Raw genomic sequence first — 25259 nt, forward strand, 5'->3', positions numbered from 1 at the left:
TGACCCATGAACGCGTCGCCGCCCGAGCCCGGATCGCTCGCCAGACCTCTGGCCGTCGGAGCCGAGGTGACCAGTAATGGCGTCCACTTCCGCGTCTGGGCGCCGAAGCGAAATCGGGTCGAGGTGGTGGTGGAGTCCGGCGCCGCGGTTGGCGAGCACCTGCTGCGATCCGAGGAGGACAGGTACTTCACAGGCGTCGTCGCCCGTGCAGCCGCGGGCGACCTGTATCGCTACCGGCTTGACGGCGACGGGCCGTTTCCCGACCCCGTGTCGCGCTTCCAGCCGGACGGCCCGTTCGGCCCGTCACAAGTCGTGAACCCGGCCGCGTTCGCGTGGACCGACGATGCCTGGAAGGGCCGCTCGCTCGCCGGGCAGGTCATCTACGAGTTGCACGTCGGCACGTTCACCCGCGCCGGTACCTGGGCGGCCGCGAGTGAGCAGCTGCCGCACCTGGCCGAACTCGGCGTCACGGTGCTGGAGGTCATGCCCGTCGGCGACTTCCCGGGCCGCTTCGGCTGGGGTTACGACGGCGTAAACCTCTACGCCCCGACCCGACTTTACGGCACTCCAGACGACTTTCGCGGGTTCGTGGATGCCGCCCACCGACACCGCCTCGCGGTGATTTTGGACGTGGTGTACAACCACCTCGGCCCCGACGGCTGCTACCTCGCCGAGTTCGGCCCGTACTTCAGCGACACGCACGTCAGCGACTGGGGGAACGGCCTCAACTTCGACGGCCTGGACTGCGAACGGGTCCGCGAGTTCGTCGCGGCAAACGCCGGCTACTGGGTCGACGAGTTCCACCTGGACGGCCTGCGGATCGACGCCAGCCAGAGCATTCATGACGACTCGCCGCGGCACATCCTGGCCGATATCGCTGCGCGCGTTCGCCTCGCCGCGCGCGGTCGGGCGACGATCGTGGTCAACGAGAACGAGCCGCAGGACGTGAAGCTGGTGCGCCCCGCGGAGCAGGGTGGGTACGGGCTCGACGGCCTGTGGAACGAGGACTTTCATCACACCGGCATGGTGGCGCTCACCGGCCGGGCCGAGGCGTATTATTCGGACCACGCCGGCGGCCCGCAGGAGCTGGTGTCGGCGGCGAAGTACGGCTTCCTGTTCCAGGGCCAGCGCTACGCCTGGCAGGAGGCCCGTCGCGGCACGCCCACGTTCGACGTGGCCCCGTGGCGGGTCGTGAACTACCTGCAGAACCACGACCAGGTGGCGAACTCGGGCCACGGCCACCGCGCCCACCGGCAGACGAGCCCCGGCCGCCTCCGCGCCGCGACGGCGTGCCTGCTGCTCTTCCCCGGCACGCCGATGCTGTTCATGGGGCAGGAGTTCGCGGCGTCGGCCCCGTTCTACTATTTCGCCGACGCCAAGCCCGAGTTGGCCCCGAAGATTCGCGCCGGTCGCGTGCAGTTCATGAGCCAGTTCCGCTCGATGGACCGCCCGGACCTCACCGGCTGGCTCCCCGACCCCGATTCGCCCGAGACGGTGAAGCGCTGTCGGCTCGACCACACCGAGCGCGAGACGAACGCTGATGTCTACCGCCTCCACAAAGACCTGCTGACGCTGCGGCGGACCGACGCGGCGTTCGGCCCGTCCGACGTGCGGAAAGTCGACGGTGCCGTCCTCGGCCCGCGGGCGTTCGTGGTCCGCTACTTCGCCGCGGCCGGCGACCGGTTGCTGCTGGTGAACTTCGGCACCGACCAGTTCCTCGACCGCGCCCCGGAACCGCTGCTCGCGCCGCCGGTCGGGCATTCGTGGCGCGTGGTGTGGTCGAGCGACGACCCGGCCTACGGCGGCACCGGCACGGCGCACCCCGAGGTCCGCGACGGCTGGCGGCTCCCCGGCGAGGCGGCGCTGGTGATGGCCCCCGACCCGCTCCCGCCGGCGGACCTGAAGGCGGTCCGCAAGTACGCCGAGCGGTTGGCGAAGGAGCGGCGCGAGCACGAGCGCACCCGGTTCTGGCAATAGGTGACCCGATGACGGACGAAGTCCGCACCCCGGCGTGGGAGCCCGGCGAGCGACCCGAGCTGGCCGGGCTGCTGGAGCGCGAGTGGCTGGTGACCAACGGCCTCGGCGGCTACGCCACCGGCACCGTGAGCGGCGCCGCCACGCGCCGCTACCACGGGATGCTGATCGCCGCCCACCCGGCCCCGCTCGGCCGCGTGATGATGGTGAACCACCTCACCGAGTCGCTGCGGCTGCCGGACTACCGCACGATCCCGTTCGGCGGCGAGGAGCGGCTGGCAGGGCGGCTCGAAATCCACGGCGTACAGCACCTCACCGACTTCCGTCTGGAGCACGGCCTGCCGGTGTGGCAGTACGAAGTGGAAGGTTTCGAGCTGGAGAAGCGCGTCTACTTTGCCTACCGGCACAACACCGTATTCGTCCGCTACACGCTCCTGAAGGGCGGCGGCCCGGCGCGGCTAAAGCTGAAGCCGTGCGTCCACTTCCGCGGGCACGACGATCAGGTCAGTGCCGAAGAAGCGTGTACCGGGTGTACCTTGAGGATCGTCGGTGACCGCTACGAGCTGGCCGGTTTGGAGCCGTGGCCGGCGTTGCGGATGCGCGTCCACGGCGGCGGCCGGGCCGGCTTTACCGCCCGCGGCGAGCACGCAGACGACATCCGCTACCGCGTTGAAGAGAGCCGCGGCTACGCCTTCGAGGGCGCGCTGTGGTCGCCGGGGCAGTTCCGACTCGACCTCACGCCCGGCCAGCCGGCCACGCTGGTGCTCTCGACAGACTCCTGGGAAGCGGTCGAAGCATTCGACCCGGCCGTCGCACTGCACGACGAGTTAAACCGCCGGCGCCGCCTGATCGAGCAGGCGGCACCGGCCGCGCGGTCGGGCTTCGCCGCGGTACTGGTGTTGGCCGCCGATCAGTTCATCTTCACCCCCGTGGTTCGAACCGGCGACGAGGCCCGCGCCAAGGCCCACGGCGACGAAGCCCGCTCGGTCATCGCCGGCTACCACTGGTTCACCGACTGGGGCCGCGACACCATGATCAGCCTCGAAGGGCTGACGCTGACCACCGGCCGGTTCGCCGAAGGCGGCTACATCCTCCGCACGTTCGCCCAGCACATCAAGGACGGGCTCATCCCGAACCTCTTCCCCGAGAAGGGGAGCGAGGGGCTGTACCACACCGCCGACGCCACGCTGTGGTACTTTCACGCGCTTCACCGCTACCTGATGGCGACCGACGACCGCGGCACGCTGCAACTTCTGCTGCCGAAGCTCAAGGACATCGTCGCGCACCACCTGCGCGGCACCCACTACGGCATCGGCGTCGACCCCGCGGACGGGCTGTTGCGTCAGGGGAAGGAGGGCTACCAGCTGACCTGGATGGACGCCAAGATGGGCGACTGGGTCGTCACGCCCCGCCGCGGCAAGGCCGTCGAGATCAACGCCCTGTGGTACAACGCATTGCGGTTGTTGGAAGCCTGGGTGCGGCAGGAAGAGGGCGACGCCGCCGCGGCACCGCTGGCCGGTCACGCGGATCAGGCGCGTGAGTCCTTCAACCGCCGCTTCTGGTACGCGGCCGGTGGGTATCTCTACGACGTGGTCGATCAGCCGGACGGTACCGACGACGCGGCCTGCCGGCCGAATCAGGTGTTCGCCGTCAGCCTGGATCACCCCGTGCTGGAGCGGGAACGGTGGAAGTCGGTCGTGAACGTGGTCCGCGACAAACTGCTGACGCCGGTCGGGCTACGGTCGCTGGCCCCGGTGCACCCGGACTACAAGCCGCAATACTTCGGCGACCTGCGGGCGCGGGACGGGGCGTACCACCAGGGCACTGTCTGGGGCTGGCTCATCGGGCCGTTCGTGGACGCCTGGGTGCGTACCTACCCCGAGGACCGCGGCGGGGCGGCGGCCCTGCTGGACGGCTTCCGGCACCACATGTCGGAGGGGTGCGTCGGCTCGATCAGCGAGATCTTCGACGCCGAGCCGCCTTACACCCCGCGCGGGTGCGTAGCCCAGGCCTGGAGCGTCGCTGAAGTGCTTCGGGCGGTGGTGAAGACGACAGGCGAGCGGCCGGCGTGAGCCGGCTTATCCCTTGATGACGCCGACCGGTCGCATCCGGGCTACCTTCCGCGACAGGTTCGCCTCGTGGACGACATCCACGACGTGGTCCACGTTCTTGTACGCCGCCGGCTGCTCCTCCGCGAGGCCCATCCGGCTCGACGCCATGGCGATCACGCCCTTTGACTCCAACTCCTTGTCAATGCGACGGCCAGCGGCCTGCAGCTTCGCCGCGGTGCGGCTCATCGCGCGGCCGGCGCCGTGGCAGGTACTGCCGAACGTCCGCTCCATGCTCCCCGCGGCCCCGACGAGCACCCAGCTGGCCCGTCCCATGTCGCCGGGGATGATGACCGGTTGGCCGACGGCCCGGTACACGTCCGGCAGCTCCGGGTGGCCCGCCGGGAACGCCCGCGTCGCCCCCTTGCGGTGAACCCACACGCGCTTGCGCTTGCCGTCCACGACGTGCTCCTCGAGCTTGGCGATGTTGTGCGCCACGTCGTAGAGGAGTTCCATGCCCAGGTCTTCCCACTTGCGGCCGAACTCGGCCGCGAACACCTCGCGGGCTTGCTGCATGAGCAGCTGCCGGTTCGTGAACCCGTAGTTGGCCGCGGCTCGCATCGCGGCGATGTACTTCTTCCCCTCCGGCGACTCGGCCGGTGCGCAGGCCAACTGCCGGTCGGGGAGCGTGATGCCGTACTTGGCCGGGCAGTTGCGGAACGCCGCGAGCGCGTCGTCGCACACCTGGTAGCCGAGCCCGCGGCTGCCGCTGTGGATCATCACGCACACCTGGTTCAACTCCAGCCCGAACGCCTTCGCCACGTCGGCGTCGAACACCGAGTCCACGACCTGGACTTCGAGGAAGTGGTTGCCGCTGCCGAGGGTGCCGCACTGTTCGGCCCCGCGCTTCACGGCATGGTCCGACACCTGATCCGGGTCGCCGTCGGGGATCAGGCCGTCGGCCTCGGTGTGCGTCAGGTCGCGCGGCACGCCGAGGTCGCGGTCGATGACGAACCGCGGCCCCTGGGCCATTAGCCGGCGCGTCTCGACCGCGTCGAACTTGTACCGCCCGCCTCGGCCGGCGCCGGCGGGGATCGTGTGAAACAGCCCCTTCACAAGGCTGCGGACGTGGTGCTTCACGTCGTCCCAGAACAGATTCGTTTTCACGAGCCGGACGCCGCAGTTGATGTCGTAGCCGACGCCGCCGGGGGAGATGACGCCGCCCTCGGCCGGGTCGGTGGCGCAGACGCCGCCGATACAGAACCCGTAGCCCCAGTGGATGTCCGGCATCGCCAGGCTGGCCCCCTGGATGCCGGGGAGCGTGGCGACGTTCGCCACCTGGTCGGGCGCCTGGTCCTTCTTCACCGACTCGATGAGGGCGTCGTTGGCGAAGATGAGCCCGTCCACGCGCATGTCGGCGCGGTAGCTCTTGGGAATGCGGTAGCAGCAGGAATCGACCCGCTCCAGCGGGCCGGCGAACGCAGCCTTCATGGTGCCTCAGTCGGGGGAATCAGATGTCGACAATCACCTCGGCCCGCCAGCCGCCGTCGGTTGGCACGACCGACAACTCGTGGTAGGTGATCGCCTTCACCTCGTGGTTCAGCAGATGCCGTTCCGGGTCGAGCGGTTCGCCCCACGCGGTCGCGGTCAGGCCGTCCTGCCGCACCGATACTTCGAACCGGGAGAAGACCTGGTGCTCGGCGTCGAAGCGGTACAGCAACTCCTTCAGCCAGTCGAACAGCAGGAACTCGCGGTCTGTGCCGGCGATCTCGATCGACTCAGCGATCGTCGGCCGGACGCTGGTCGGGTCTTCGAGGATGGCGGCACACAGGCACGCGGCCATCTCGGCGAACAACGCGTCGATGTTGGGCGCGGTCGCCCGCAGGCCCAGGTCGGCGGTGTGTTCGAACAGCTCGTACATACGCGCAACATACCGGGCCCGCGGGCGCGGTGCTACGGACCGTCCGCGGCAACTACGGGTTCGCGCAGCCGCTCGATCCCGACCCAGTAGCCGAAGGGCGTGAGCTCGATGACGACCGAGAAGCGGGCCGGTGTGCCGTCGGCGACGATCGCCAGCCCGCCCGAACCGGGGTAGGTGCCGTCATCGCTGGCGGTAAGGCCGCCGATCTCGGCCAATCGGCCGGTCACGTCCGTGAGCCGCGCCCGGTTGATCGTATCGCGGCCGTGCCAGTCGTTCTCCACCCGGAACCAGACGCGGGCAGCGACGGCAGACTCGGGTCGAATCTCGATCCACGTCGCCCCGCGCCGCACTGCTTCGAGTAACACGAGGTTCACGAACGCCGTCGTCGTTTGCTCGCGCTCGGCGTCCGTCACCCGGCTGACGGGCGGGTCGGGGTAGACGAGTAACTCCTCCGTCACCGAATCGACCTCCCACAGCGGGTAACTCGCGTCGACGGCGCGGTCGAGTTCGTCGGGCGGGGTGCGGAGGAACACGATCGCCCGGTTGAGAATGAATTCGAGCCGCTGGCGCAGGTCTGGGTCTGTGGGGTCGGCTGCTGCGAGGTACAGTTGTTCGCCCCACGGCGACAGCGACACGACGCGGTTGTAGCGGGCAACGGACTCGGGGACGACTTCGAGCAACTCGGGCGGGAGGACGAAGCCGTCGAGGGAGACGGTGAGGAGGTCGGTGGGCAATAGGTCGAGGAACGCGGCCGGCCCGCGGGCGAAGCTCTCGGCGGGTACGGTCAGGCGGACGGTAATCGCCGCGGCGTGGCGGTCGGCGGTGTGAAGCAAGGCGGTTCGTTCGGCGTCGGCTGCGGGCAGACGGGCCGCCTGACACCGGGCGCGGATGAAGGCGGCCCAGGCGGCGTTCTCGGGGAGGCCGGAGTCGTCGAGCCAGTCGGCGAGGACAAGGCGCGGCGTCTCGTCCGTGGGGCAGTCGAGGAACGCCTGCAGCAGTGCGTCGGCTTCGGGGTGAAGCGACATGGCCGACCGACTCCCGATGTCACCACCGCAACACCGCGGTGCCCCACGCCAGGCCGGCGCCGAAGCCGCTCAGCAGCACGATGTCGCCCTCCTTCACGCGGCCCTCGGCGGCGGCCTCGTCCAGGGCAATCGGGATGCTCCCGGCCGACGTGTTGCCGTACTTCTCCAGGTTGTTGAAGACCTTGCTCCGCGGGATGTTCAGCACGTCGATCGCGGCGTTGATGATGCGGATGTTCGCCTGGTGCGCCACGTACAGGTTCACGTCCGCGGTCGTCAGCCCCGCGGCCTTTAGCACGTCCTCGATCGTGTCGCACAGGATGTCCACCGCCCAGCGGAACACCGCCCGGCCGTCCATGTACATGAAGTGCTTGCCGGCCTTGATGTCCTCGGGCGTCGGCGGCAGGCGGCTGCCGCCGCTCTCGCGCTGCAGGAGCGGGCCGCCGGAGCCGTCGGCGCCCATGCTGTAGGCCAGGATGCCCTGATCCGGGCGGCCGGGTTCCACGAACACCGCCCCGGCCCCGTCGCCGAACAGCGGGTACGTCTTGATGTCGTCGGGGTTCAGCACGCGGCTGTTGGTGTCACCACCGATCACGAGCGCCCGGTCGCTCACGCCGGCCTTCACGTAGGCGGCCGCGGTGATGAGTGCGTACATGAAACCGGCGCACGCCGCCTCCACCTCGATCGCCGGGCCGATCAGCCCGAGCCGGTCCTGGACGAGGCACGCGGTCGAGGGGAACGACATGTCCGGGGTGAACGTGCCGAGAACGAGCAGGTCGCAGTCGGCGGCCGTTCTGCCAGTCTTGGCGAACAGGTCGGTCGCGGCCGCGACGCACAGGTCGGACGTGGCCTGGTGCGGGGCGGCGTGGCGGCGCTCGAGGATGCCCGTCCGCTTGACGATCCAGTCCGAGTCGAACCCGAGCCGGGCGTGGAGGTGGCTGTTGCTGACGACCATGTCCGGGACGTACTTCCCGGTGCCGACCACCCGCACGCCCATCAGGGTCTTGGGCTTCGGCAGCGGTTGCGTGCGTTGGGTGGTCATCGGCGCGGCTTCCACCGGCGGGGAGGGAATTCCCTCAGTATAGGAACGCGGCCGCGCTCACCGCTCGGCGCCGCTGGCGAGGTAGCGGAGCAACCCCGACACGCACCGGCCGGCGGCGTCGACGCGCAGGTCGCCGTCGGAGGGGGACAGGTGGAAGCCACCGATGAGGACGTTGGCGCGGAACGTGTTCTCGAAGTGCCGGGTGTTCGGCTCGTCGTACTGCAGCGCGGTGACGAACAGGGCCGCGTCCTGCGCCGCCTGCCGGTAGCGCTCGGCCCGGGTCACGTCGGCGTTTCGCGCCGTGACCTGGTAGGCCCAGCCGAGCGCGGTCAGGCAGACTGCCGTGTCGTAGCACGGCGATCCTCCGCCGACCTCGGTGCTGGGGAAGCCGCCGGCCCAGGTCGGGTTGCGGGGGTTCGCGGCGGGGTACTGCACGCCGCACAGCCAGTCGGTCAGCTCGTAGACGACCGCAGCAGCGTCCGCGTTCCGCGCGTGCAGGTGCAGGTCGGCGTAGGCCGCGATCACGAGCGAGACGTGGTACGGGTTCCGGGCCGCGCGGTACGCCGCCCGGTTGGTCGCCATCGACCGGGCGACGAACTCCGCCCTCCACGGCTCGGGCCGGACCGCGTTCCCCGCCATGACGGCGGACAGGATCAGGCCGGCGTCCGGGTTGGTAGGGTCGAGCAGGTGGGGTTGCTTGCGGAGATACTGACACAGCCGCTCGGCCTCGGCCAGGAGCCGCTCGTCGGCGCCCGGGAGTTCGTACACGGCCAGCGCCAGCACGGCCGCGAACGATTCCCCGCCGGCTACCGTCGGGATGCGACACGTCGGGTCGGTCGGGTCGAGTTTCGTCGCGGCGAGAAGCGTCAGGACGGCCTGACCGGCGACGGCGGCGGAGCGGGCGTCACCCGTGAATTTTGCGGACTGGGCCAGCGCCCGCGCCCCGTGGGCCTGCCGCAACTCGTTGTCCCCCTCGATCACCTGTCGGACGGCGGGGCGGTAGCCGTGCAGGAAGCGGCCTTGAGCCTGGTTCATCCGCACGAGCCAGTTAGCCCCCGCCGCTACGCCGCGAACGGCCTGCTGCGTCGGCGTCGGGAATACCGTGAGCGGCTCGTACTTGGCGATCGGCGCTTCGGCGGCGACGGGAAGCGGCTGTGGCGATTGCGCCACGGCGACGGCTGCGAGAAGGGGAAGAACCAGGGTGGTGAAGCGCATCGCCGAGCCTCCGTGCCGGTGCCGGCGCGGATGCTAAACGAACCGGCCGCGGGCACGCAATGGGAACGTGCCGCGGCCGGGGCTTTGAAATCAGACGGTCGGGGCCGGCTGCGGCGCCTCGGCCGGGGGCTGCTGGCCTGCGCCGAGGATGTGCTTGATCCGGCACTTCACGTAGTGCTGCGTGTGGCCCTTCAGCCGGCGGTAGTTCTTGCGCCGGCGGAACTTCTGGATGATCGACTTGATCTTCGTCAGTTCGGCGACTTCGGCCACGACGCGGGCGCCGGCCACCAGCGGCTGGCCGATCAGCGTCTCGGTGCCGGTGTTGAGCAGCAGCACCTTGCCGAGTTCGATCGTGTCGCCGGGCTTCACGTCCCGGTAGTCGATGGTCACAAACCCGTTCGGCTCCGCCCGGTACTGACGGCTGCCGTCCTCGATAATCGCGTACATGGTCCTACCTGGCGAATACGGTTCCGCACGTGCGAAGACGGAGATTCTAGGATCGGCCCCGCCGCCCGGCCACCGCGAATTTCGGTCGGGCTGGTCGCCGGCGGCGGCGGCGGGGTACACTTCCACACTCCCTCGGAGGAATCGGGATGCGGAAGCCGTGGCGTGGGTTCCTGGTCGCGGCCGTCGCCGCGCTGCTGGTCGGCGTGCCGCTGGTGTACTCCGCGAGCCGCCAGACCCACCGCCGCAACTTCCGCGTCGTGGAGGACGGCGTGTTGTACCGCAGCGGCCAGCTGACCCCCGCCGGACTCGACGCCGTGATTCAGGACTACGGCATCAAGACGATCGTCACCTTGCGGACGAACCGCGACCCCGGCGGCCCCAACCCCGACGCCTGGGAGGAGGACGTGTGCGCCGCCCGCGGCCTCACGCACCTCCGGCTGATCCCGAAAGTGTGGGGCGCGGACGAGAAGGGCGAGGTGCCCGCGGACGCCAACGTCCGCCGGTTCGTCGAGGTGATCGACAACCCGAAGAATCATCCGGTGCTGGTCCACTGCTTCGCCGGCATCCACCGCACGGGAACGCTGGTGGCCGTGTTCCGCATGGAGCGGCAGCGCTGGCCGGTGGACCGCGCCATCGCCGAGATGGAGTTCTGCGGCTTCGACCCCGAGGACATGCACGAGCACATCGCCGGCTACCTCCGGAGCTACCGGCCGCGGTGGCAGCGCGACGACACGGAATGATTCTTCCGGCCGAGGGGGGTCGATCCGCGGAACCATGTCACCGACTCATAAAAAAGTTGGTTCAGGCGAGCCGCTGGCCCTGGAATCGGCGTAGGCCCTTCTCTGAAAACAACTTGCGTGCCGCCACTCCGGCGGTTGGCACGAGACACCACGCAACATGTTTCGACCCGCCCCTCCCGGCTGGCACGAAGCCGACCAAGACCCTAGAGTGAACCCGCTCACCTGTTCGGGTGTCGAACCCGAACCGCGAGGGTGGCGGAATTGGCAGACGCAACAGATTTAGGTTCTGTCGACCGAAAGGTCGTGGGGGTTCAAGTCCCCCCCCTCGCACTGCTCGGATTCACCTCTGCTTTCCGGGCCCGCCCATGATTGCCACCCGAATCCGGGTCGTGGTCGCGGCCTTCGCCCTCTGCACCGCGCGCCGGGGGCGTCAGCCCCCGGATTCACGATCAAAGCAACACATCATCCGCGGGTTGACGCACCCGGCTCGCCAGATCGTTCACGTCACTTCCGCGCCTCCAGGTACGTTAACAGGTCCGCCGCCTGCTGAGGCGTCAGCCCCGCCAGCAGCGCCTCGGGCATCAACGACAGCCGCGACGGTTGCACCGCTTCCACGTCGCCGGCGGCGAACGTCTTGAGTTCGTTCTGCGCGTCGCGCACGACCACCTGCTCACCGTCCCGACGCACGAGTAAGCCCGTGGCCTGCCGGCCGTCGGTCGTGCGGACGAGGTACGCGGCGAACTGCGGCTCGACCCGCGCCGACGGGTTCAGCAGGCTGTCGAGCAACTCGGCCCGGCTGCGCGTCTTGGCGACGGCGGTGAGATCGGGCCCGACGGCGGTACCGCGCTCGCCGACCTTGTGGCACTTGGCGCATTGCGACTGCTCCGCGAAGAACAGCGCCTCGCCCCTCGTCGCGTCGCCGGTCAGCGCGAGGATCGTCGTCGGCCGCGGGGTCGGGCCGAGCTTGCGGGCGCCGGGCTCGACCGGGAAGTAGCCCTCAAACAGGTCACGGGCCGGTCCCGGCGGCAACTTCGCGGCGGCGGCGAGTAGCTCCGGGCGCGGCGGGTTGATGCCGTTGTTCAACGGGCCGGACAGGCCCGGCACGCGCCGCAGCGCGACCCGCGGGTCGTTGAGGTTCGCGTCCGGGTTCGCCGGGTCTTCGGGCTGAGCCGCCGGGTGCAGGCCGCGGATCCAGCGCATCAGGTTGTTCAACGCGCGGGGGTCCGGCCGCTCGGAGCCGACGTGCGGCATCCGGCCGGCGCCGAACCGGGCCATGCGGTACAGCAGCACGCTGCGGAACGGGTCGCCGGGGGCGACGAGCCGGGCGTCCGGGATGCCGAAGTCGCCCTGCTTCGGGCGCACGTCCAGGATGCCGGTGTCCTTCAGGCTTTTGTCTTGGTCGAGTTCGAGCACCACCTGCCCGCCGCCGCCGCCGAAGCGGTGGCAGTGCGCGCAGTTGACGTGCAGGTACGACCGGGCGAAGGCCTCCAGCGCTGGCTGGTCCGCGACCACGCTGCCAGGCGAGCGGGAGAAGCGGCCGATCCCCTTCAGGTAATCGGCGTCGATCGGTCGTTGCTCGTCCTTCGGGCCGAGCCGCTCGAAGTAGCCGGCGACGGACAGGTTCCGCAGCTGGTTGCCGACCTTGCTCCACGGGTTCTTCTCGTCCGACCCGTTCAGCTGCTTCGGCACGAACGACAGGGCGTAGCCCGACCACGAGTTGTGACAGCTGAGGCACTGCGTCCGGCTGAAGAAGGTGTGGACGTGTTCGCGCCTGGAGTCGGGCATCAGCGGGTCGAACACGGTGTAGGTGCGCTCGGCCCCGTCGGCGGGGACGAGGTCGGCGTCCGAGCCGTCGGGGCGCCAGGCGTAGGTGTAACCGCGCCAGTCCTCGCCGTCGAAGTGGAGCAGTTGCGTCTCGACGCGCACGCCCTTGCGGTCCTGGAGCCGCTGCTTCAGCGAGATCGTCTTCGCCAGCACGGTGCCGGCGGGGAAGCGCATCCCGAAGTTGTGCCAGTTCACCTGCCCCGGCAGCGGCCGCGGCTCGTCGAAGAGGGCGACCTTCCCCTCGCCGGGAACGGCGATGTACCACTCCGCCTCGGCGCCGTCCTGCCACTGCGGCAGGACCGGCTCGTACTTCACGACGCCCGGCAGCGGCGCCCACTTCTCGACCTGCGGCCCCTTGTCCATCCCAAAGCGGGGCCGCACGCGGTCGCCGAACAGGCCCGTCTCGCTGAGCGTCTTGGGGAACGCGGCGTTGGCACCGGCGGCGGCGTTGCGCTCGAGCGTGTACAGGTTGCCGCTGTCGTGGTCGGCGAAGTACAGCTCGCCGGCGTTGTCTTCGCCGAAGGCCACCACCCGGATGCTGGGCTTCACGACCTCGGGCATCGCCGTCAGTCGCTCGCCGTCGAACTGGGCGGCCCACATGCGGCGCGTCTCCCAGTCGCCGAAGACGTACTTGCCGACCAGCTCGGGGAACTTCTTGCCGCGGTAGACGTAGCCGCCGGTGACGCTGCACGCGATCGTGTGCGGCAGCTCGATCGCCGGCGGCCGGATCGGCGCCGGGCCGATCGGCTGCGCCGGCTTGATCGGCGTGCGGGCTTCGGTGATGCTCCAGCCGTAGTTGCCGCCCTTCTCGATGCGGTGGACCATCTCCCACTGCTCCCAGCCCACGTCGCCGATCCACAGCGCACCGGTCTGCCGGTCGAAGCTCATCCGCCATGGGTTGCGGAAGCCGAACGCCCAGATCTCCGGCCGCACGTTCGGCAGCCCCACGAACGGGTTGTCCTTCGGCACCGCGTAGTTCTTGCCGGCGTCGTTCTTGTCGATGTCGATCCGCAGCACGGAGCCGAGCAGGTCCGAGCAGTCTTGGCCGGTGCTGAGGCGATCCGGCGGGTTCGGCGGGCTGGCGTCGCCGGTGCTGATGTAGAGCATCCCGTCGGGGCCGAAGTGGAGGTCGCCGCCGTTGTGGCCGCCGCCCAGGAACGTGAGGACGATCTCCTCGCTGGCCGGGTCGATCCGCGGCGGGTCGGCCTTCGGCACCGTGAACCGCGACACGCGGGTGCCGTCTTCGAGGTAAGGCGACTTGTCCTTCGGCTTCATCGTGTAGCAGACGAAGCACTGCCGGTTCTGCTCGAATTTGGGGTGGAACACGAGCCCGTACACGGACTCGATCTCCTTCGCGCCGGCGTTCTTCGCCAGCGTCTTCAGGTCCTTCCGCAAGTCGAAGAACAGCTCGCGCTGCGCGTCGGGGCGGTTCGGGATCGAGTAGATGACTCCGTCCTGCTCGCCGACGAACAGCCGGTCGGTGCCGGGCGCGCGAGCGATGAGGAGTGGCTGCTTGAAGGTGACGTTCGGGAACGCCCGCGCGACCTTGAACGGCGGCGGCGGCTCGGGCGATCCGGTGACCTTTGACGTGGTCCAGGGCTGCCGCGGCGGCGGGACGGACTTCGACGGGTCGGGCTGCGCCGCGGACCAGCTCGCGACCGTGGCGGCGCTGAGGGCGAAGAGGACGACGGCACGCATGGGGAGGTTCCCGAAGGGTGTTGACCCGGGAAAGCGCGTCCAGTCTACTCGGCGTCACGACCCAATGGAACCGTCTCCAGAGTTGCCAATGCGATACCTCATCCTCGTCTCACTCTCTGCGCTCGCTGTCGGGATCGCCGGGGCCGCCGACGCGCCCGTCCCCGAGTGGGCTCGCGGTTCCACGCTCACCGAGCCGCTGTCGGGGCCGGGCAGCGCCGCGAACCTGGTGTTCAGCGACCCCGCCGTCTGGTCGTTCGGCAAGGACGCCGCCGGGGCCGGCTTTCTGGAGCTGAAGTACGACACCAAGAAGTACAAGAGCAGCTATAGCCCGAAGCACCGCTCGCCGGTCCACATCGCGCTGCTCAAGCAGCCGGTCGGCGCCGACTTCGTGCTGGACGTGGAGGCGCAGTCCACCATCCCCGCGTACGGGCACCAGGACTTGTGCCTGTTCTTCGGCTTCCAGTCGCCGGAGAAGTACTACTACACCCACGTCGCACGGGCCGCCGACATGAACGCCCACAACGTCTTCGTCGTCAACGACGCGCCGCGAAAGAACATCGCCACGAAGACGACGAAGGGCGTGGACTGGAAGGCCGGCACCTGGCACAAGCTCCGCCTCGCCCGCCAGGGATCGACTGGCACGGTGGACGTGTACTTCGACGACCTGACGACGCCGGTGATTACCGCGACCGACAAGACGTTCCAGGGCGGCTACGTCGGCATCGGCTCCTTCGACGACACGGGGCGGTTCCGCAACCTGCGGGTGTCGCAGAAGGGGCTGACCGTCGGCAACGCCCCTGCCTTCTTCCGCCCGCTCGGGAAGTGACCATGATCCGCCCCGCCACGCCGGCCGACCTGCCGGTGATCGCCCAGCTGATCCGCGAACTGGCCAAGTACGAGCGGGTCGCCGACAAGGTGGTCCTCGACGAGGCGAAGCTCGGCGAGCACCTGTTCGGGGCGCGGCCCTACGCCGAGGTGCTGGTCGCCGAGGACGCCGGCGCCGTGGTCGGGCTGGCGCTGTTCTTCCACAACTACTCGACGTTCGGCGGCCGCCCCGGCATCTACCTCGAAGACCTGTTCGTGCGCCCGGAGTTCCGCGGCAAGGGGCTCGGTAAGGGGCTGTTGCTGGCGCTCGCCCGGCTGGCCGTGGAGCGCGACTGCTGCAAGGTCGAGTGGTCGGTGCTGAACTGGAACGAGCCGTCGATCCGCTTTTACGAATCGCTCGGGGCGAAGCCGCAGGACGAGTGGACGGTGTATCGGCTGGACGCAGCGGCGATCACGCGGTTGGGCGGGGCAGGGTGAGTGTGCCGTCGTGGAGGGCGGACGCGACTAGAACGGCGTCCGCCCCCGCGTCTCCGAGCTTCCGCACGTCATCCCACGACCGCACCCCGCCGCCGGCCACTAAATTGGCCCGCGGTACTCGCCTCTTCACCGCCGACACGAGCGATTCGGTCCCCGGACCAACTCCGGTACCAACTCGAGCGAGATCGAGGAGGACAAGAAATGCGGCGCCGGCATCGTAAGCGCGGGCCGCGACTTCCACGGGGTCACTCGTCCCTCCCCACGCCGCCGGATCCCCAAGCAACTGGCGCTCCCGCATGTCAATCGATACGCCGCACCAAAACGGACTCAAACGCGACACTAGGAGTAGACTGCCCGTTTCCGTTCCGACGACGCATTGCAAGTAGAAGCCCAAGCGAGAATTCCGAATGTGATCGCCTTCGCTCCGATATCCACAGTCGTAGAGCGTCTGCACCCCGATGCCCGCGACCGCCCTCGCGCTTGCCAAGTCAGGTCGCCCGTACAAGATGGCGTCCAAGTCCGCCAAGTAGAGCCACTCGGCCCCCGTCGCCGCGACTAGCGCCCGAGCTACTTCCCCCGGCTCGGTCGAGTCCGTCAGCACGCTCTGCACGGGCCGGTATTCGCTCCGCCGCCCGCCGACGGCGCGGACGACCTGGCCGCCCATGATGTCGATCACCGGAATGATTCGAGGGGGCGGCATCGGAAAGCGGGGAGCGGGGTTGGACGATCTCGGGTGCTCCGAATAAGGTACTGAGTTCCCGCCCCAGAAACCGTGTTGGGGGCATTCCCGGTTCGGCTCGGAGGAGCGTTGTGGCTCTCGTCGACGTGAAGCAGCTGCTCGAAGCCGGCGTCCACTACGGGCACCGGGCCAGCCGGTGGAACCCGAAGATGCGGCCGTACATCTACGGCAAGCGGAACCTCATTCACATCGTGGACTTGCGCGAGACCGTGCGCGGGCTGCTGCGGTCGTACCGGTACGTGTCGCAGGTCGTGGCCCGCGGCGGGCTGGTCATGTTCGTCGGCACCAAGCGGCAGGCGAAGGAAGTCGTCGAGCGCGAGGCCATGCGCTCCGGCATGCCGTTCGTCTCCGAGCGCTGGCTCGGCGGCACCCTCACCAACTACCGCACGATCCGCAACCGGCTGAAGCGGCTCCAGGAGCTGGAGGCGATGTGGCTGCCGGTCGGCGAGAACCCGAACCGGGTGGACCTGAACGCCTACATGGCCGGCATGATGACCGAGGCCGGCAAGCTCGACCCGGCCAAGGCGCCGGACACGTCCGACATCCGGACGCACAGCAAGAAGATGATCTCGGCCATGAGCCGCGAGCTCCTGAAGATTCGCCGCAACCTGATGGGCATCCGGGACATGGTGAAGCTCCCGGACGCGCTCGTCATCGTCGGGCCGAACAAGGAGCACATCGCGGTCAAGGAAGCGAAGCGGATGGGCGTCACCACCATCGCCCTGATCGACACCGACAGCGACCCGGACCCGGTGGACTTGCCGATCCCGGGGAACGACGACAGCATCCGGTCGATCGAGGTGATCCTGGCGAAGCTCGCCGACGCGTGCCTCGAAGGCCGCGCCGCCCTGCCGCCGGAGCAGCAGGCGATGATCAAGCCGCGCCAGCCCCAGCAGCGGCCGGCCGCCCCGGCGCCCGCCGCCGAGGCGAACCCGGCCCCGGCTCCGACCGTCGCTTAAAGTTGTCCCGCGAAGCCCGGGGCAGGTCGTCCCCGGGCTTGCCCGCCGCACACGCACCAGCCGCAACGGAGACGGAGAGGAAGATGGCGACGGTCACTCCACAGATGGTCAAGCAGCTCCGCGACCGGACCGACCAGCCGATGGGCCTGTGCAAGCAGGCCCTCGACCAGTCCGCGGGCGACCTCGACGCCGCCATCGTCTGGCTGCAGAAGCAGAACAGCAAGATGGGCGTGAAGCGCGAGGGGAACGAGACCGCCGAGGGTCGCGTCGGCACGTACTTCTGCAATACCGACAAGGTCGCCGCGATCGTCGAGATGCGCTGCGAGTCGGCCCCGTCGGCCAAGAGCGACCAGTTCGTCGGCCTGGCCGGCGACGTGGCCAAGCACGTCGCCACGGCCAGCCCCGCGGACGTGGCCGCCGCCCTGAGCCAGCCGTTCGGCGCGGGTACCCTCCAGGACCGCATCAACGACGTGGTCGGCGTCATCCGCGAGAAGATGATCCTCCAGAAGTTCAACCGGCTGACCGGCGCGGTGTACGGCTCCTACGTCCACCACGACGGCACGGTCGGCGTGCTCCTCGCCTGCACCGGCGCGGCCGCCAACGACGAGCTGCTCCGCGACGTGTCGGCGCACATCGCGGCGCTGAACCCGCCGTACGCGACGGTCGCGGCGGTCCCGGCCGACGTCGTGGCGAAGGAGAAGGAACTCGTCCAGGCCGACATGGCCGCCGACCCGAAGAACGCGGGGAAGCCGGCCAACATCCTGGAGAAGGTGGCCGAGGGGAAGCTCAAGACGCGCCTCGCCGAGGTGGTGCTGACCGAGCAGCCGATGGCCAACAGCGCCAAGTACCCGAACACCACCGTCGGCGCCGCCCTGCAGAAGGCCGGGCTGACGGTCCAGCAGTACATCCGCTACAAGGTCGGAGCGGTCACCTACTGACCCGCCCCGACCGGCCCCCGCACACTCCTTCATTCACGGGATTCGACCGATGCCCCACACCGCGAGCGCGTGGAAGCGCCTCCGCAAGACCGAGAAGCGGCGCCTCCAGAACAAGGCCGCGTACAAGAAGGTGAAGGTGGCCCGCAAGGCCGTCGCCACCGCTCTCGCCGGCGCCGACACGGCGGCCGTCGCCAAGACGGTGAGCGAGACGCAGGCAGTCCTCGACCGCGCCGCCGACAAGGGCTACATCCACAAGAACAAGGCGGCGCGGATCAAGAGCCGGCTGGCCAAGAAGGTGAAGGCCGCCGCCGCGAAGCCGGCGGCGAAGTAACCCGGCATTTTTGGACGGGATGAACAGGAACGACAGGCTGAAATCAGAAATTAAACTCTGATTTCAGCCTGTCGTTCCTGTTCATCCCGTCCAAAAATGATGCTCAACTCTGCGCGAAGAACTCCACCGCGTTTCGGAACAGCTTTAGCCCCTCGCCTTCCGCCTGCAACCCGAGCCGCGTCCACTGCGGGTGCTGCGTTGGGAAGATGTGCCGCTCCGGGTGCGGCATCATCCCCAGCACGCGGCCCGTTGCGTCCGTAATGCCGGCGATGTCGTCCTGCGAGCCGTTCGGGTTCTCCGGGAAGCCGTTCGCGTGGCCGTGTGCCCCGGCGTAGCGGAGCACCACCTGCCCGGACTGGTCCAGTCCGCGGACGATCCACTCCTTTCGGCCGACGAAGTTCCCCTCGCCGTGCGCGACGGGCACGTTCAACTCGGCCACGCCCTTCAGGAACACGCACTTCCCCGGCGTCGCCCGCAGCTTCACCCAGCGGTCCTCGAAGCGGCCGTTCTCGTTGAACCCGAGCGTGGCGAGCGGGCCGTCCTCGTCGGGCGGCATCAGCAACCCGGCCTTGAGAATCGCCTGGAAGCCGTTGCAGATGCCGAGGATGAGCTTCTCGTCGTCGCGGAACTTGCGGAGGGCGTCGGCCAGGAAGTGCTGCAGTTGCAGGGCGAACACCTTGCCCGCGGCGATGTCGTCGCCGTAGCTGAAGCCGCCCGGGACGGTGAGAATCTGGAACCGTTTCAGAATTCGCGGGTTCTCGCGGACCGCGTTGACGTGAATGCGCTCGACCTTCGCCCCAGCCATCTCGAACGCCGCGGCGGCCTCGCCGTCGCAGTTGGACCCGGGCGCCCGGAGTACGAGAGCGTGGGGTGTGGCCATGGCGAAATTCCCCGGTAGGCAAGCCTTTATGCTTGACGGGTCGCCGGCGGCCCGCCAGACTCGTTGTAACGTCTCCGCACCCCCCCAACCAGTGGGCCAGGGACGACGGCCGCCGGCCGTCTGTCAGTCGGCCGCCCGGGGGGAGGGGGATCGTTTCAACTTTTTTCTTCCCGGTGCGTTGACGCTCCGGGGGGGTTCCCTTATCATTCCGTTGTCGCAGCTTCGGCCGCGACCGATCTTTGACAAGTGTGTGGTGGTGTGGTGGGGGTCGGGATTTGGCCGCTGGAGGGCCGACCGATCTCTGCTATGGATGACCCGCGAGGGTCGTTGGTAGTTGTTAACCGGTCGGTTCGGCCGGCGGCTGATGGACTTGAGACAGGACTCGCTTCGGCGAGTTAGCAAACACTCTTGAAGGGTTTGATCCTGGCTCAGAACGAACGTTGGCGGCATGGATGAGGCATGCAAGTCGCGGGAATCCCCAGCAATGGGGGGAACCGGCGTAAGGGGCAGTAAGGCGTGGGTACCCACCCCGTGGTCCGGGATAGCCCGCCGAGAGGCGGGGTAATACCGGATGACCTCGGGAGAGCAAAGCTCCGGCGCCACGGGCGGGGCCCACGTGATATTAGCTAGTTGGCGGGGTGACGGCCCACCAAGGCGGAGATGTCTAGCGGGTGTGAGAGCACGACCCGCGCCACTCGCACTGAGACACTGGCGAGACACCTACGGGTGGCTGCAGTCGAGGATCTTCGGCAATGGGCGCAAGCCTGACCGAGCGATGCCGCGTGGGCGACGAAGGCCTTCGGGTTGTAAAGCCCTGTCGAGGGGGAGAAAGCCGCAAGGCGGATCCATCCCTGGAGGAAGCTCGGGCTAAGTTCGTGCCAGCAGCCGCGGTAAGACGAACCGAGCGAACGTTGTTCGGAATCACTGGGCTTAAAGGGCGCGTAGGCGGGCTGCCGCGTCCGGGGTGAAATCCTCCGGCTCAACCGGAGAACGGCCCCGGGTACGGGCGGCCTCGAGGGGGGTAGGGGCGTGCGGAACTGTGGGTGGAGCGGTGAAATGCGTTGAGATCCACAGGAACTCCGGTGGCGAAGGCGGCACGCTGGACCCTCTCTGACGCTGAGGCGCGAAAGCCAGGGGAGCGAACGGGATTAGATACCCCGGTAGTCCTGGCCCTAAACGATGAGAACTGGGTAGTAGCCCTGGCATGGGGTTACTGCCGCAGCCAAAGTGCTAAGTTCTCCGCCTGGGGAGTATGGTCGCAAGGCTGAAACTCAAAGGAATTGACGGGGGCTCACACAAGCGGTGGAGCATGTGGCTTAATTCGAGGCTACGCGAAGAACCTTATCCTGGGCTTGACATGTTCGAAAGAGGCAGCAGGTAGGACCCGGAAACGGGAACGAACGGTATCCAACCCGGAAGCTGCCACAGGTGCTGCATGGCTGTCGTCAGCTCGTGTCGTGAGATGTCGGGTTAAGTCCCATAACGAGCGAAACCCTTACCCTTAGTTGCAACCCGCAAGGGGCACTCTAGGGGGACTGCCGGTGTCAAACCGGAGGAAGGTGGGGATGACGTCAAGTCCTCATGGCCTTTATGCCCAGGGCTGCACACGTGCTACAATGGCGTGGACAGAGGGACGCGACTACGCGAGTAGAAGCCGACCCCCGAAAGCACGCCCCAGTTCAGATCGCAGGCTGCAACCCGCCTGCGTGAAGCCGGAATCGCTAGTAATCGCGGGTCAGCAACACCGCGGTGAATGTGTTCCTGAGCCTTGTACACACCGCCCGTCAAGCCACGAAAGGGAGGGACGTCCGAAGTCGCCTCGCGGCGCCGAAGACGGACTTCCTGATTGGGACTAAGTCGTAACAAGGTAACCGTAGGGGAACCTGCGGTTGGATCACCTCCTTTCTAAGGATGACACACACGCTGCCCGGGGTCACCCCCCGAGAGCAGCCATGCCCCCAACCCACACCACACCACCACACACCCGTCATCGACACTCACAGCCCGCCGGCTAAATCCGGCGGGCTGTTTGCGTTTCACGGCAACCAACTCACCCGATCAATTATCCGCCGGACGACCTGAGGACTGCGAACGCCTGCCGGACGTCGTCGGCAGAGTCAGGCCGGACGACCCGAGCAACCTCCTTCCCGTCGCGCAGCACGACGAGCGTCGGCCAAAGCTTCACGCGGAACGACCGCCCGAGCGGACGGCCGGGGCCGTCCTCGACTTTCATGTGCGGCACGTCCGTCACCGCGGCAAGTGCCTCGGCGATGTACGGCTGCGCCCCCTGGCAGTAGCCGCACCAGGACGTGCCGAACTCCAGTACGAATGGCCCGGCCGTGGCATCGATCTCTTCGCGGGTCGGCCCGGGATTCTGATACTCGTCGGCCATCGGGGCTCCTCGGCTCGGGCGGGCAGTCTTTGGTCAGGCACGCGGCACACGGCTTGCCGTAACAGCGTGATCACCTCGCCGAGGCTCCCGTGCAAGCCGTACTGACCGAATCGATCGTCACCGATTACGCCGCGGCGGTGAAGCCGCCGTGGGTCGTGCTGGCGATTGCGGTCTGCCTGCTTGCACTCGTGATGCCGCGCGAGGTACTTCCGGAGTTCGCCGTCGCGTCTGCCGCCGTCGCCGCGTGCGGCTGGCTCGTCAACCGCTTCCGCGCTAATCCTTGACCGGTACGAACACCACGGCGTCGGCGATGACGTAGCCGTCGGCGTCGGCGTTGCCGATGGTCACGGCTCCCCCGCGTCCGGCAGCAAACCGGAACGTTCCCACCTCGACGAACGATTCGCTCACCGCCGGCGGCCGGCGCATGTTCACGGTCGCCTTCGTCGTGCCGTCGGCGTGGGCGATCGTGACCGGCACGTTCGTCGCGCGGTTGGCGTTGGCCGTGTACGCGATACGGACCTTGTAGCGGCCCGCGGCCGGCAGGTCCGGAGTGAACCTGGCCGTCTGCTTGCCCCGGTCGGCGTTACCGTCGTGCCGGTAGCCGGTGCCGACGAACGGGCCGATGCTCGAACTCACCGTCTCGAAGCCGACCAACTGGGCTTGCGAGTCGTCGACCACGATGCCGACCAGCTTCTTCGGGTCAATCCCACCTTTCGAAGGCGGCGCTGCGAACTCCAGCACCTGCTTGTCAGCCAGCAGCCGCGTCTTGAGCCGGGTGTAGTCCACGGCCTGCACGTCCACACCGGCTTCGAGCGCCATCACCGCGGCCGTGGCGCTGCTCTGGCCGAGCACCATGAACACGGGCTCCATGCGAATCGACCCGTACGCGATGTGTGAACTCGACACGCACACCGGCACCAGCAGGTTCGGGCACTCGCCGGCCTTCGGCACCACCGACTTGTAGCTGATCCGGTACGGGCCGGCGGGCGATTCCTGCACGTCACCCTCGTTCTGCACTGTGCCGTCGGGCGTGACCCAGCGCATGCAGTTGTGCGAGTCCATGTTGTAGGAGCCCATGCCGACGCTCTGCGGCGTGTCGCGCTGGCGGCGGCAGTCGGCCTCGGTCATCACGTGGTCCGCCATCAGCCGCCGGGCTTCGCGGACGTACAACTGATGCGGCCAGTTGCCGTTGTCCGTGAACTCGCGCTTCGCCAGCCCCCACGCCTTCATCTTGTCGCGGACCGATTCCGGCACCCGCGGGTGGTTCGCCAGCGACCACATCAGCCCCTTCTGGTACAGCTCGTGCTGTTTCGTGATGCGGTCTCGCTCGGCGTAGTCGCCCTCGGGGTAGCGGTAATTCTGCCCGATGAAATCGGTGCTGACGGCGTAGTTGTTGTTCGTGTCGGTGGTGCCGTTCGGCATCATGTCGATCTTCAGCGGTAGTCGCAAGTCGCCGGCCTCGAAGTTTCGGAAGAGCAGTTCGTACCACGCCTCGACGTACCCGTCCGGCCGCGGGAACGGCACCCGGTTCTCGGGCACGTTCGACATGCACATGCGGAAGCAGTACGCCTGGATGCGGGTGTCGCCCTCGCCGTCGGCGGGGTAGGGGCCGGGGTCGATGCCGAAGAGCAGGCCGCTGGCGCGGTCGCCGGGGCGCACGAACGGGTCCACGGCCTTCAGGAAACGGTGGGTGTGCGTGTTCCACTTGCGGGCGACGCCGTTCAGGCTCTCGCCGTGGCGCGAATTCGGCTCGCGGCCGACGGCGTAGCTGACGCCCGCGGCGGCCATCAGGTCGCCCTCGTAGGTGGCGTCGATGAACACCTTCCCCTCCACGACCTTGCCCGACTCGGTGTGGAACGCGCGGACGCGCTTGCCGTCGAGGGTGGCTCCGCGCTTGCGGTCCAGGCGCTCGCCGAAGACGACTTCGATCTTGTGCTCGGCGAGCATCTCACGGAGCAACTTCTCGGCGACGTGGGGCTCGAACACCCACATCGCGTCCTCGGCGGGGCGGTAGCCGGAGAACGTGTCGCGCTTGACGAACGGCCACGCGGCGGGGTCGTCGTAGTGCTTCTTGACGCGCTGGTAGAACTCGCGGGCGATGCCGCCGATGACGCGGCTGTTGCCGCTGTCGGTGTAGCCGAGGCCGCCGGAGGTCAGGCCGCCGACGTGCTTCCCTGGCTCGATCACCACGACGGTCTTGCCCATGCGGGCGACCTGCACCGCGGCCGCGACGCCGCCGGCGGTGGCGCCGTAGACGACCACGTCGGGTTCGGCGCGGAGCCGGGGTGTGACCGTGCAGGCGGCGATTGCCGCGAGAAGGAGGCGGGACATGGGATCCGAAGTGTGGGGCCGGCCTTCCAGCCGGCCGCGGGTTACGCACCCGTGAACAGCGGCTGGATGACTTCGCCGCGGTTCAACTGCACGGGGCGGTCGAGGCGGTCGCGGACCTCGCTGTGCGGGTCCACGCCGAGGGCGTGATACACCGTCGCCCCCAGGTCGTCCGGCGAGTACGGCGTCGTGGCCGGGTACGCGGACGTCTTGTCGGAGCGGCCCACGACGACGCCCGGCCGCACACCGGCCCCCGCGAACAGGGCGCTGAAGCACGGCGCCCAGTGGTCGCGGCCGGCGTTGATGACTTTTGGCGTCCGCCCGAAGTCGCCCACCACCACGACCATCGTCGTCTCCAGCAGGCCGCGGTCGCCGAGGTCGTCCAGCAGCGCCGACACGCCGGCGTCGAGCGGCGGCAGGAGGCGGCGCATCGTGGGGAAGATGTTGCTGTGGTGGTCCCAGTTCTGAACGCGGCCCATGTTCGCCTGCACGACCGACACGCCGCTCTCGACCAGCCGGCGGGCCAGGAGCAGCGACTGGCCGAAGCTGTGGCGGCCGTAGCGGTCGCGGGTCGCGGCCGGCTCCTTCTCCATCTCGAACGCCGTCGCCACCCGGCCGGACGTGAGCACCGTGATGGCGTGCTGCTGCGAGTCGCTGAGCCGCCGGCCCTCGGCGCTGGCGGTCATGCTGCGGCGCTGGGCGTTCACGGCGTCGAGCAGGGCGGCGCGGTCGCGTAGTTGATCGACGTCGATGCCGGTGGGGCGGAGGTTGTCGAGCTTGAACGACTGCAGGTTCGGGTCCTGCGTCACCTGGAACGGGTCGTACCGCGGGCCGAGAAACCCGGCGTGCTGGCCGGGCCACACGAGCGGGCCATCGGCAAGGAATGTCGGCAGGGTCACGGCCGCGGGGACGCCGTCGCTGCGCGGGCGGAGGTAGGCGAGGCCGGCGCCGTAGACCGGATAGTCGTCGCGGGATAGCGGCTTGTCGAACCGCACGCCCGGCTGCTTCGCACCGGTGATCAGGTGGTGCGTGGCGGCCGTGTGGTTGTTGTCGGTGTGGGCGAGGGTGCGGACGAGGGCGTACTTATTCGCGCGGGCCGCGAGCAGCGGCAGGTGTTCGCCGAGGCGGACGCCGGCGACCGGGGTGGCCACGGTGCCGAACTCGCCGCGGATCTCCGCGGGGTTGTCCGGCTTCGGGTCGAACGTTTCCAGCTGACTCGCGGCCCCGGTAAGGAACACCAGGATGACCGAGTTCGGCTTGCGGCGCGAGCTACCCGACTGCGCCGGGGCCGAGGCCGCCATGCCGAGGCCGAGGAGGCCGGAGTAGCCGACCTGGACGGCCTCGCGGCGGGTCAGGCCGGTGCGGTGCGTGTGCGGGAAGGTGGGCATGGGGGGTGAGGTGCGCGGGGGGTGGGTGGGTACTGTCATTAGACCATAGACCGCGGCCGGTGCAAGCCGGA

At 68.7% G+C, this 25259-nt stretch carries 21 protein-coding genes, 1 tRNA gene and 1 rRNA gene; 11 read left to right on the forward strand and 12 right to left on the reverse strand.

All coding sequences use genetic code 11. The features are described from left to right. The first annotated feature begins 6 nt into the window (after nucleotides 1-6). Together treZ and ETAA1_RS12120 are read left to right on the forward strand one after the other, a co-directional pair. Complete coding sequence (gene treZ, locus ETAA1_RS12115; protein WP_145238197.1) at nucleotides 7-1977, forward strand: malto-oligosyltrehalose trehalohydrolase; 1971 nt, start codon at nucleotides 7-9, stop codon at nucleotides 1975-1977. An 8-nt stretch (nucleotides 1978-1985) separates the two neighbouring features. Continuing rightward, complete coding sequence (locus tag ETAA1_RS12120) at nucleotides 1986-4046, forward strand: amylo-alpha-1,6-glucosidase (RefSeq protein ID WP_145238200.1); 2061 nt, start codon at nucleotides 1986-1988, stop codon at nucleotides 4044-4046. 6 nt (nucleotides 4047-4052) lie between these two features. On the opposite strand, the gene ETAA1_RS12125 is transcribed toward ETAA1_RS12120, so the two are convergent. The 6 genes from ETAA1_RS12125 to rplU all read right to left on the reverse strand — a co-directional run bounded on the left by ETAA1_RS12125 (nucleotide 4053) and on the right by rplU (nucleotide 9669). Continuing rightward, on the reverse strand, nucleotides 4053-5513 hold the full coding sequence (locus ETAA1_RS12125; RefSeq protein ID WP_145238203.1) for an RtcB family protein: 1461 nt from the start codon (nucleotides 5511-5513) through the stop codon (nucleotides 4053-4055). 19 nt (nucleotides 5514-5532) lie between these two features. Beyond that, nucleotides 5533-5943, reverse strand: a complete 411-nt coding sequence (locus tag ETAA1_RS12130; RefSeq protein ID WP_145238206.1) for an archease — start codon at nucleotides 5941-5943, stop codon at nucleotides 5533-5535. Between the two features lie 32 nt (nucleotides 5944-5975). Continuing rightward, a complete protein-coding gene (locus ETAA1_RS12135) occupies nucleotides 5976-6968 on the reverse strand; it encodes a GspE/PulE/PilB domain-containing protein (RefSeq protein ID WP_145238209.1) in 993 nt (330 codons plus the stop codon). A 19-nt stretch (nucleotides 6969-6987) separates the two neighbouring features. Continuing rightward, complete coding sequence (locus ETAA1_RS12140; protein WP_238389427.1) at nucleotides 6988-8007, reverse strand: 3-oxoacyl-ACP synthase III family protein; 1020 nt, start codon at nucleotides 8005-8007, stop codon at nucleotides 6988-6990. A gap of 57 nt (nucleotides 8008-8064) precedes the next feature. Further along, the gene (locus ETAA1_RS12145) at nucleotides 8065-9222 is read right to left on the reverse strand and encodes a hypothetical protein (RefSeq protein ID WP_145238212.1); all 1158 of its coding nucleotides are present in this window, start codon (nucleotides 9220-9222) and stop codon (nucleotides 8065-8067) included. A gap of 90 nt (nucleotides 9223-9312) precedes the next feature. After that, nucleotides 9313-9669, reverse strand: a complete 357-nt coding sequence (gene rplU / locus ETAA1_RS12150; protein ID WP_145238215.1) for a 50S ribosomal protein L21 — start codon at nucleotides 9667-9669, stop codon at nucleotides 9313-9315. Between the two features lie 146 nt (nucleotides 9670-9815). Here rplU and ETAA1_RS12155 point away from each other — a divergent pair, with 146 nt between their 5' ends. Both ETAA1_RS12155 and ETAA1_RS12160 read left to right on the forward strand, forming a co-directional pair. Next, complete coding sequence (locus ETAA1_RS12155; protein ID WP_145238218.1) at nucleotides 9816-10409, forward strand: dual specificity protein phosphatase family protein; 594 nt, start codon at nucleotides 9816-9818, stop codon at nucleotides 10407-10409. Between the two features lie 246 nt (nucleotides 10410-10655). After that, nucleotides 10656-10739: transfer RNA gene (locus ETAA1_RS12160), tRNA-Leu, on the forward strand. 174 nt (nucleotides 10740-10913) lie between these two features. Here the strand turns inward: ETAA1_RS12160 and ETAA1_RS12165 are convergent. Continuing rightward, nucleotides 10914-13931: a PQQ-dependent sugar dehydrogenase gene (locus tag ETAA1_RS12165; RefSeq protein WP_145238221.1), complete on the reverse strand. Its 3018-nt coding sequence runs from the start codon at nucleotides 13929-13931 to the stop codon at nucleotides 10914-10916. A gap of 88 nt (nucleotides 13932-14019) precedes the next feature. On the opposite strand from ETAA1_RS12165, the gene ETAA1_RS12170 reads away from it, so the two are divergent. Next, on the forward strand, nucleotides 14020-14757 hold the full coding sequence (locus ETAA1_RS12170) for a hypothetical protein (RefSeq protein ID WP_145238224.1): 738 nt from the start codon (nucleotides 14020-14022) through the stop codon (nucleotides 14755-14757). Nucleotides 14758-14759: 2 nt separating this feature from the next. After that, nucleotides 14760-15233, forward strand: coding sequence for a GNAT family N-acetyltransferase (locus ETAA1_RS12175; RefSeq protein ID WP_145238227.1), 474 nt, complete (start codon nucleotides 14760-14762; stop codon nucleotides 15231-15233). On the opposite strand, the gene ETAA1_RS33810 is transcribed toward ETAA1_RS12175, so the two are convergent. After that, on the reverse strand, nucleotides 15208-15933 hold the full coding sequence (locus ETAA1_RS33810; RefSeq protein ID WP_145238230.1) for a HisA/HisF-related TIM barrel protein: 726 nt from the start codon (nucleotides 15931-15933) through the stop codon (nucleotides 15208-15210). The genes ETAA1_RS12175 and ETAA1_RS33810 overlap by 26 nt on opposite strands. Before the next feature lie 110 nt (nucleotides 15934-16043). Between ETAA1_RS33810 and rpsB the strand changes: the two genes are divergently transcribed. From rpsB to rpsT, 3 genes are all read left to right on the forward strand, one after another. Beyond that, nucleotides 16044-16931 (forward strand): 30S ribosomal protein S2, encoded by an 888-nt coding sequence (gene rpsB / locus ETAA1_RS12185; RefSeq protein WP_145238233.1) that lies wholly within the window; start codon nucleotides 16044-16046, stop codon nucleotides 16929-16931. An 83-nt stretch (nucleotides 16932-17014) separates the two neighbouring features. Next, nucleotides 17015-17869, forward strand: coding sequence for a translation elongation factor Ts (gene tsf / locus ETAA1_RS12190; protein ID WP_145238236.1), 855 nt, complete (start codon nucleotides 17015-17017; stop codon nucleotides 17867-17869). Between the two features lie 49 nt (nucleotides 17870-17918). Continuing rightward, nucleotides 17919-18200 carry a 30S ribosomal protein S20 gene (gene rpsT / locus ETAA1_RS12195; RefSeq protein WP_145238239.1) on the forward strand — a complete coding sequence of 94 codons (282 nt, stop codon included), beginning with the start codon at nucleotides 17919-17921 and terminating at the stop codon, nucleotides 18198-18200. Between the two features lie 103 nt (nucleotides 18201-18303). Here the strand turns inward: rpsT and purQ are convergent, their stop codons facing one another. Beyond that, nucleotides 18304-19080, reverse strand: coding sequence for a phosphoribosylformylglycinamidine synthase I (purQ, locus tag ETAA1_RS12200; protein WP_145238242.1), 777 nt, complete (start codon nucleotides 19078-19080; stop codon nucleotides 18304-18306). 405 nt (nucleotides 19081-19485) lie between these two features. On the opposite strand from purQ, the gene ETAA1_RS12205 reads away from it, so the two are divergent. After that, nucleotides 19486-20985 (forward strand): 16S ribosomal RNA (locus ETAA1_RS12205). Between the two features lie 157 nt (nucleotides 20986-21142). On the opposite strand, the gene ETAA1_RS12210 is transcribed toward ETAA1_RS12205, so the two are convergent. Continuing rightward, complete coding sequence (locus ETAA1_RS12210; protein WP_145238245.1) at nucleotides 21143-21472, reverse strand: thioredoxin family protein; 330 nt, start codon at nucleotides 21470-21472, stop codon at nucleotides 21143-21145. 89 nt (nucleotides 21473-21561) lie between these two features. Here ETAA1_RS12210 and ETAA1_RS12215 point away from each other — a divergent pair, with 89 nt between their 5' ends. Continuing rightward, the gene (locus ETAA1_RS12215; protein ID WP_145238248.1) at nucleotides 21562-21756 is read left to right on the forward strand and encodes a hypothetical protein; all 195 of its coding nucleotides are present in this window, start codon (nucleotides 21562-21564) and stop codon (nucleotides 21754-21756) included. Here ETAA1_RS12215 and ETAA1_RS12220 read toward each other — a convergent pair. Together ETAA1_RS12220 and ETAA1_RS12225 are read right to left on the reverse strand one after the other, a co-directional pair. Then, the gene (locus ETAA1_RS12220; RefSeq protein ID WP_145238251.1) at nucleotides 21746-23803 is read right to left on the reverse strand and encodes an FAD-dependent oxidoreductase; all 2058 of its coding nucleotides are present in this window, start codon (nucleotides 23801-23803) and stop codon (nucleotides 21746-21748) included. The genes ETAA1_RS12215 and ETAA1_RS12220 overlap by 11 nt on opposite strands. A 41-nt stretch (nucleotides 23804-23844) precedes the next feature. After that, nucleotides 23845-25188 (reverse strand): DUF1501 domain-containing protein, encoded by a 1344-nt coding sequence (locus ETAA1_RS12225; RefSeq protein WP_145238254.1) that lies wholly within the window; start codon nucleotides 25186-25188, stop codon nucleotides 23845-23847. Nucleotides 25189-25259 lie beyond the last annotated feature (71 nt).

It is taken from the genome of Urbifossiella limnaea, assembly GCF_007747215.1.
GTDB lineage: Bacteria > Planctomycetota > Planctomycetia > Gemmatales > Gemmataceae > Urbifossiella > Urbifossiella limnaea.

Excerpts from the sequence above, each read along its gene's own strand:
- ETAA1_RS12155 (WP_145238218.1), top strand. The coding sequence starts at position 9,816 with ATGCGGAAGCCGTGGCGTGGGTTCCTGGTCGCGGCCGTCGCCGCGCTG.
- ETAA1_RS12170 (WP_145238224.1), top strand. The coding sequence starts at position 14,020 with ATGCGATACCTCATCCTCGTCTCACTCTCTGCGCTCGCTGTCGGGATC.
- treZ (WP_145238197.1), top strand. The coding sequence starts at position 7 with ATGAACGCGTCGCCGCCCGAGCCCGGATCGCTCGCCAGACCTCTGGCC.
- ETAA1_RS12120 (WP_145238200.1), top strand. The coding sequence starts at position 1,986 with ATGACGGACGAAGTCCGCACCCCGGCGTGGGAGCCCGGCGAGCGACCC.
- tsf (WP_145238236.1), top strand. The coding sequence starts at position 17,015 with ATGGCGACGGTCACTCCACAGATGGTCAAGCAGCTCCGCGACCGGACC.
- ETAA1_RS33810 (WP_145238230.1), bottom strand. The coding sequence starts at position 15,933 with ATGCCGCCCCCTCGAATCATTCCGGTGATCGACATCATGGGCGGCCAG.
- ETAA1_RS12130 (WP_145238206.1), bottom strand. The coding sequence starts at position 5,943 with ATGTACGAGCTGTTCGAACACACCGCCGACCTGGGCCTGCGGGCGACC.
- purQ (WP_145238242.1), bottom strand. The coding sequence starts at position 19,080 with ATGGCCACACCCCACGCTCTCGTACTCCGGGCGCCCGGGTCCAACTGC.
- ETAA1_RS12140 (WP_238389427.1), bottom strand. The coding sequence starts at position 8,007 with ATGACCACCCAACGCACGCAACCGCTGCCGAAGCCCAAGACCCTGATG.
- ETAA1_RS12220 (WP_145238251.1), bottom strand. The coding sequence starts at position 23,803 with ATGTCCCGCCTCCTTCTCGCGGCAATCGCCGCCTGCACGGTCACACCC.
- ETAA1_RS12175 (WP_145238227.1), top strand. The coding sequence starts at position 14,760 with ATGATCCGCCCCGCCACGCCGGCCGACCTGCCGGTGATCGCCCAGCTG.
- ETAA1_RS12210 (WP_145238245.1), bottom strand. The coding sequence starts at position 21,472 with ATGGCCGACGAGTATCAGAATCCCGGGCCGACCCGCGAAGAGATCGAT.
- ETAA1_RS12125 (WP_145238203.1), bottom strand. The coding sequence starts at position 5,513 with ATGAAGGCTGCGTTCGCCGGCCCGCTGGAGCGGGTCGATTCCTGCTGC.
- ETAA1_RS12145 (WP_145238212.1), bottom strand. The coding sequence starts at position 9,222 with ATGCGCTTCACCACCCTGGTTCTTCCCCTTCTCGCAGCCGTCGCCGTG.
- rpsT (WP_145238239.1), top strand. The coding sequence starts at position 17,919 with ATGCCCCACACCGCGAGCGCGTGGAAGCGCCTCCGCAAGACCGAGAAG.
- rplU (WP_145238215.1), bottom strand. The coding sequence starts at position 9,669 with ATGTACGCGATTATCGAGGACGGCAGCCGTCAGTACCGGGCGGAGCCG.
- ETAA1_RS12225 (WP_145238254.1), bottom strand. The coding sequence starts at position 25,188 with ATGCCCACCTTCCCGCACACGCACCGCACCGGCCTGACCCGCCGCGAG.
- ETAA1_RS12165 (WP_145238221.1), bottom strand. The coding sequence starts at position 13,931 with ATGCGTGCCGTCGTCCTCTTCGCCCTCAGCGCCGCCACGGTCGCGAGC.
- ETAA1_RS12135 (WP_145238209.1), bottom strand. The coding sequence starts at position 6,968 with ATGTCGCTTCACCCCGAAGCCGACGCACTGCTGCAGGCGTTCCTCGAC.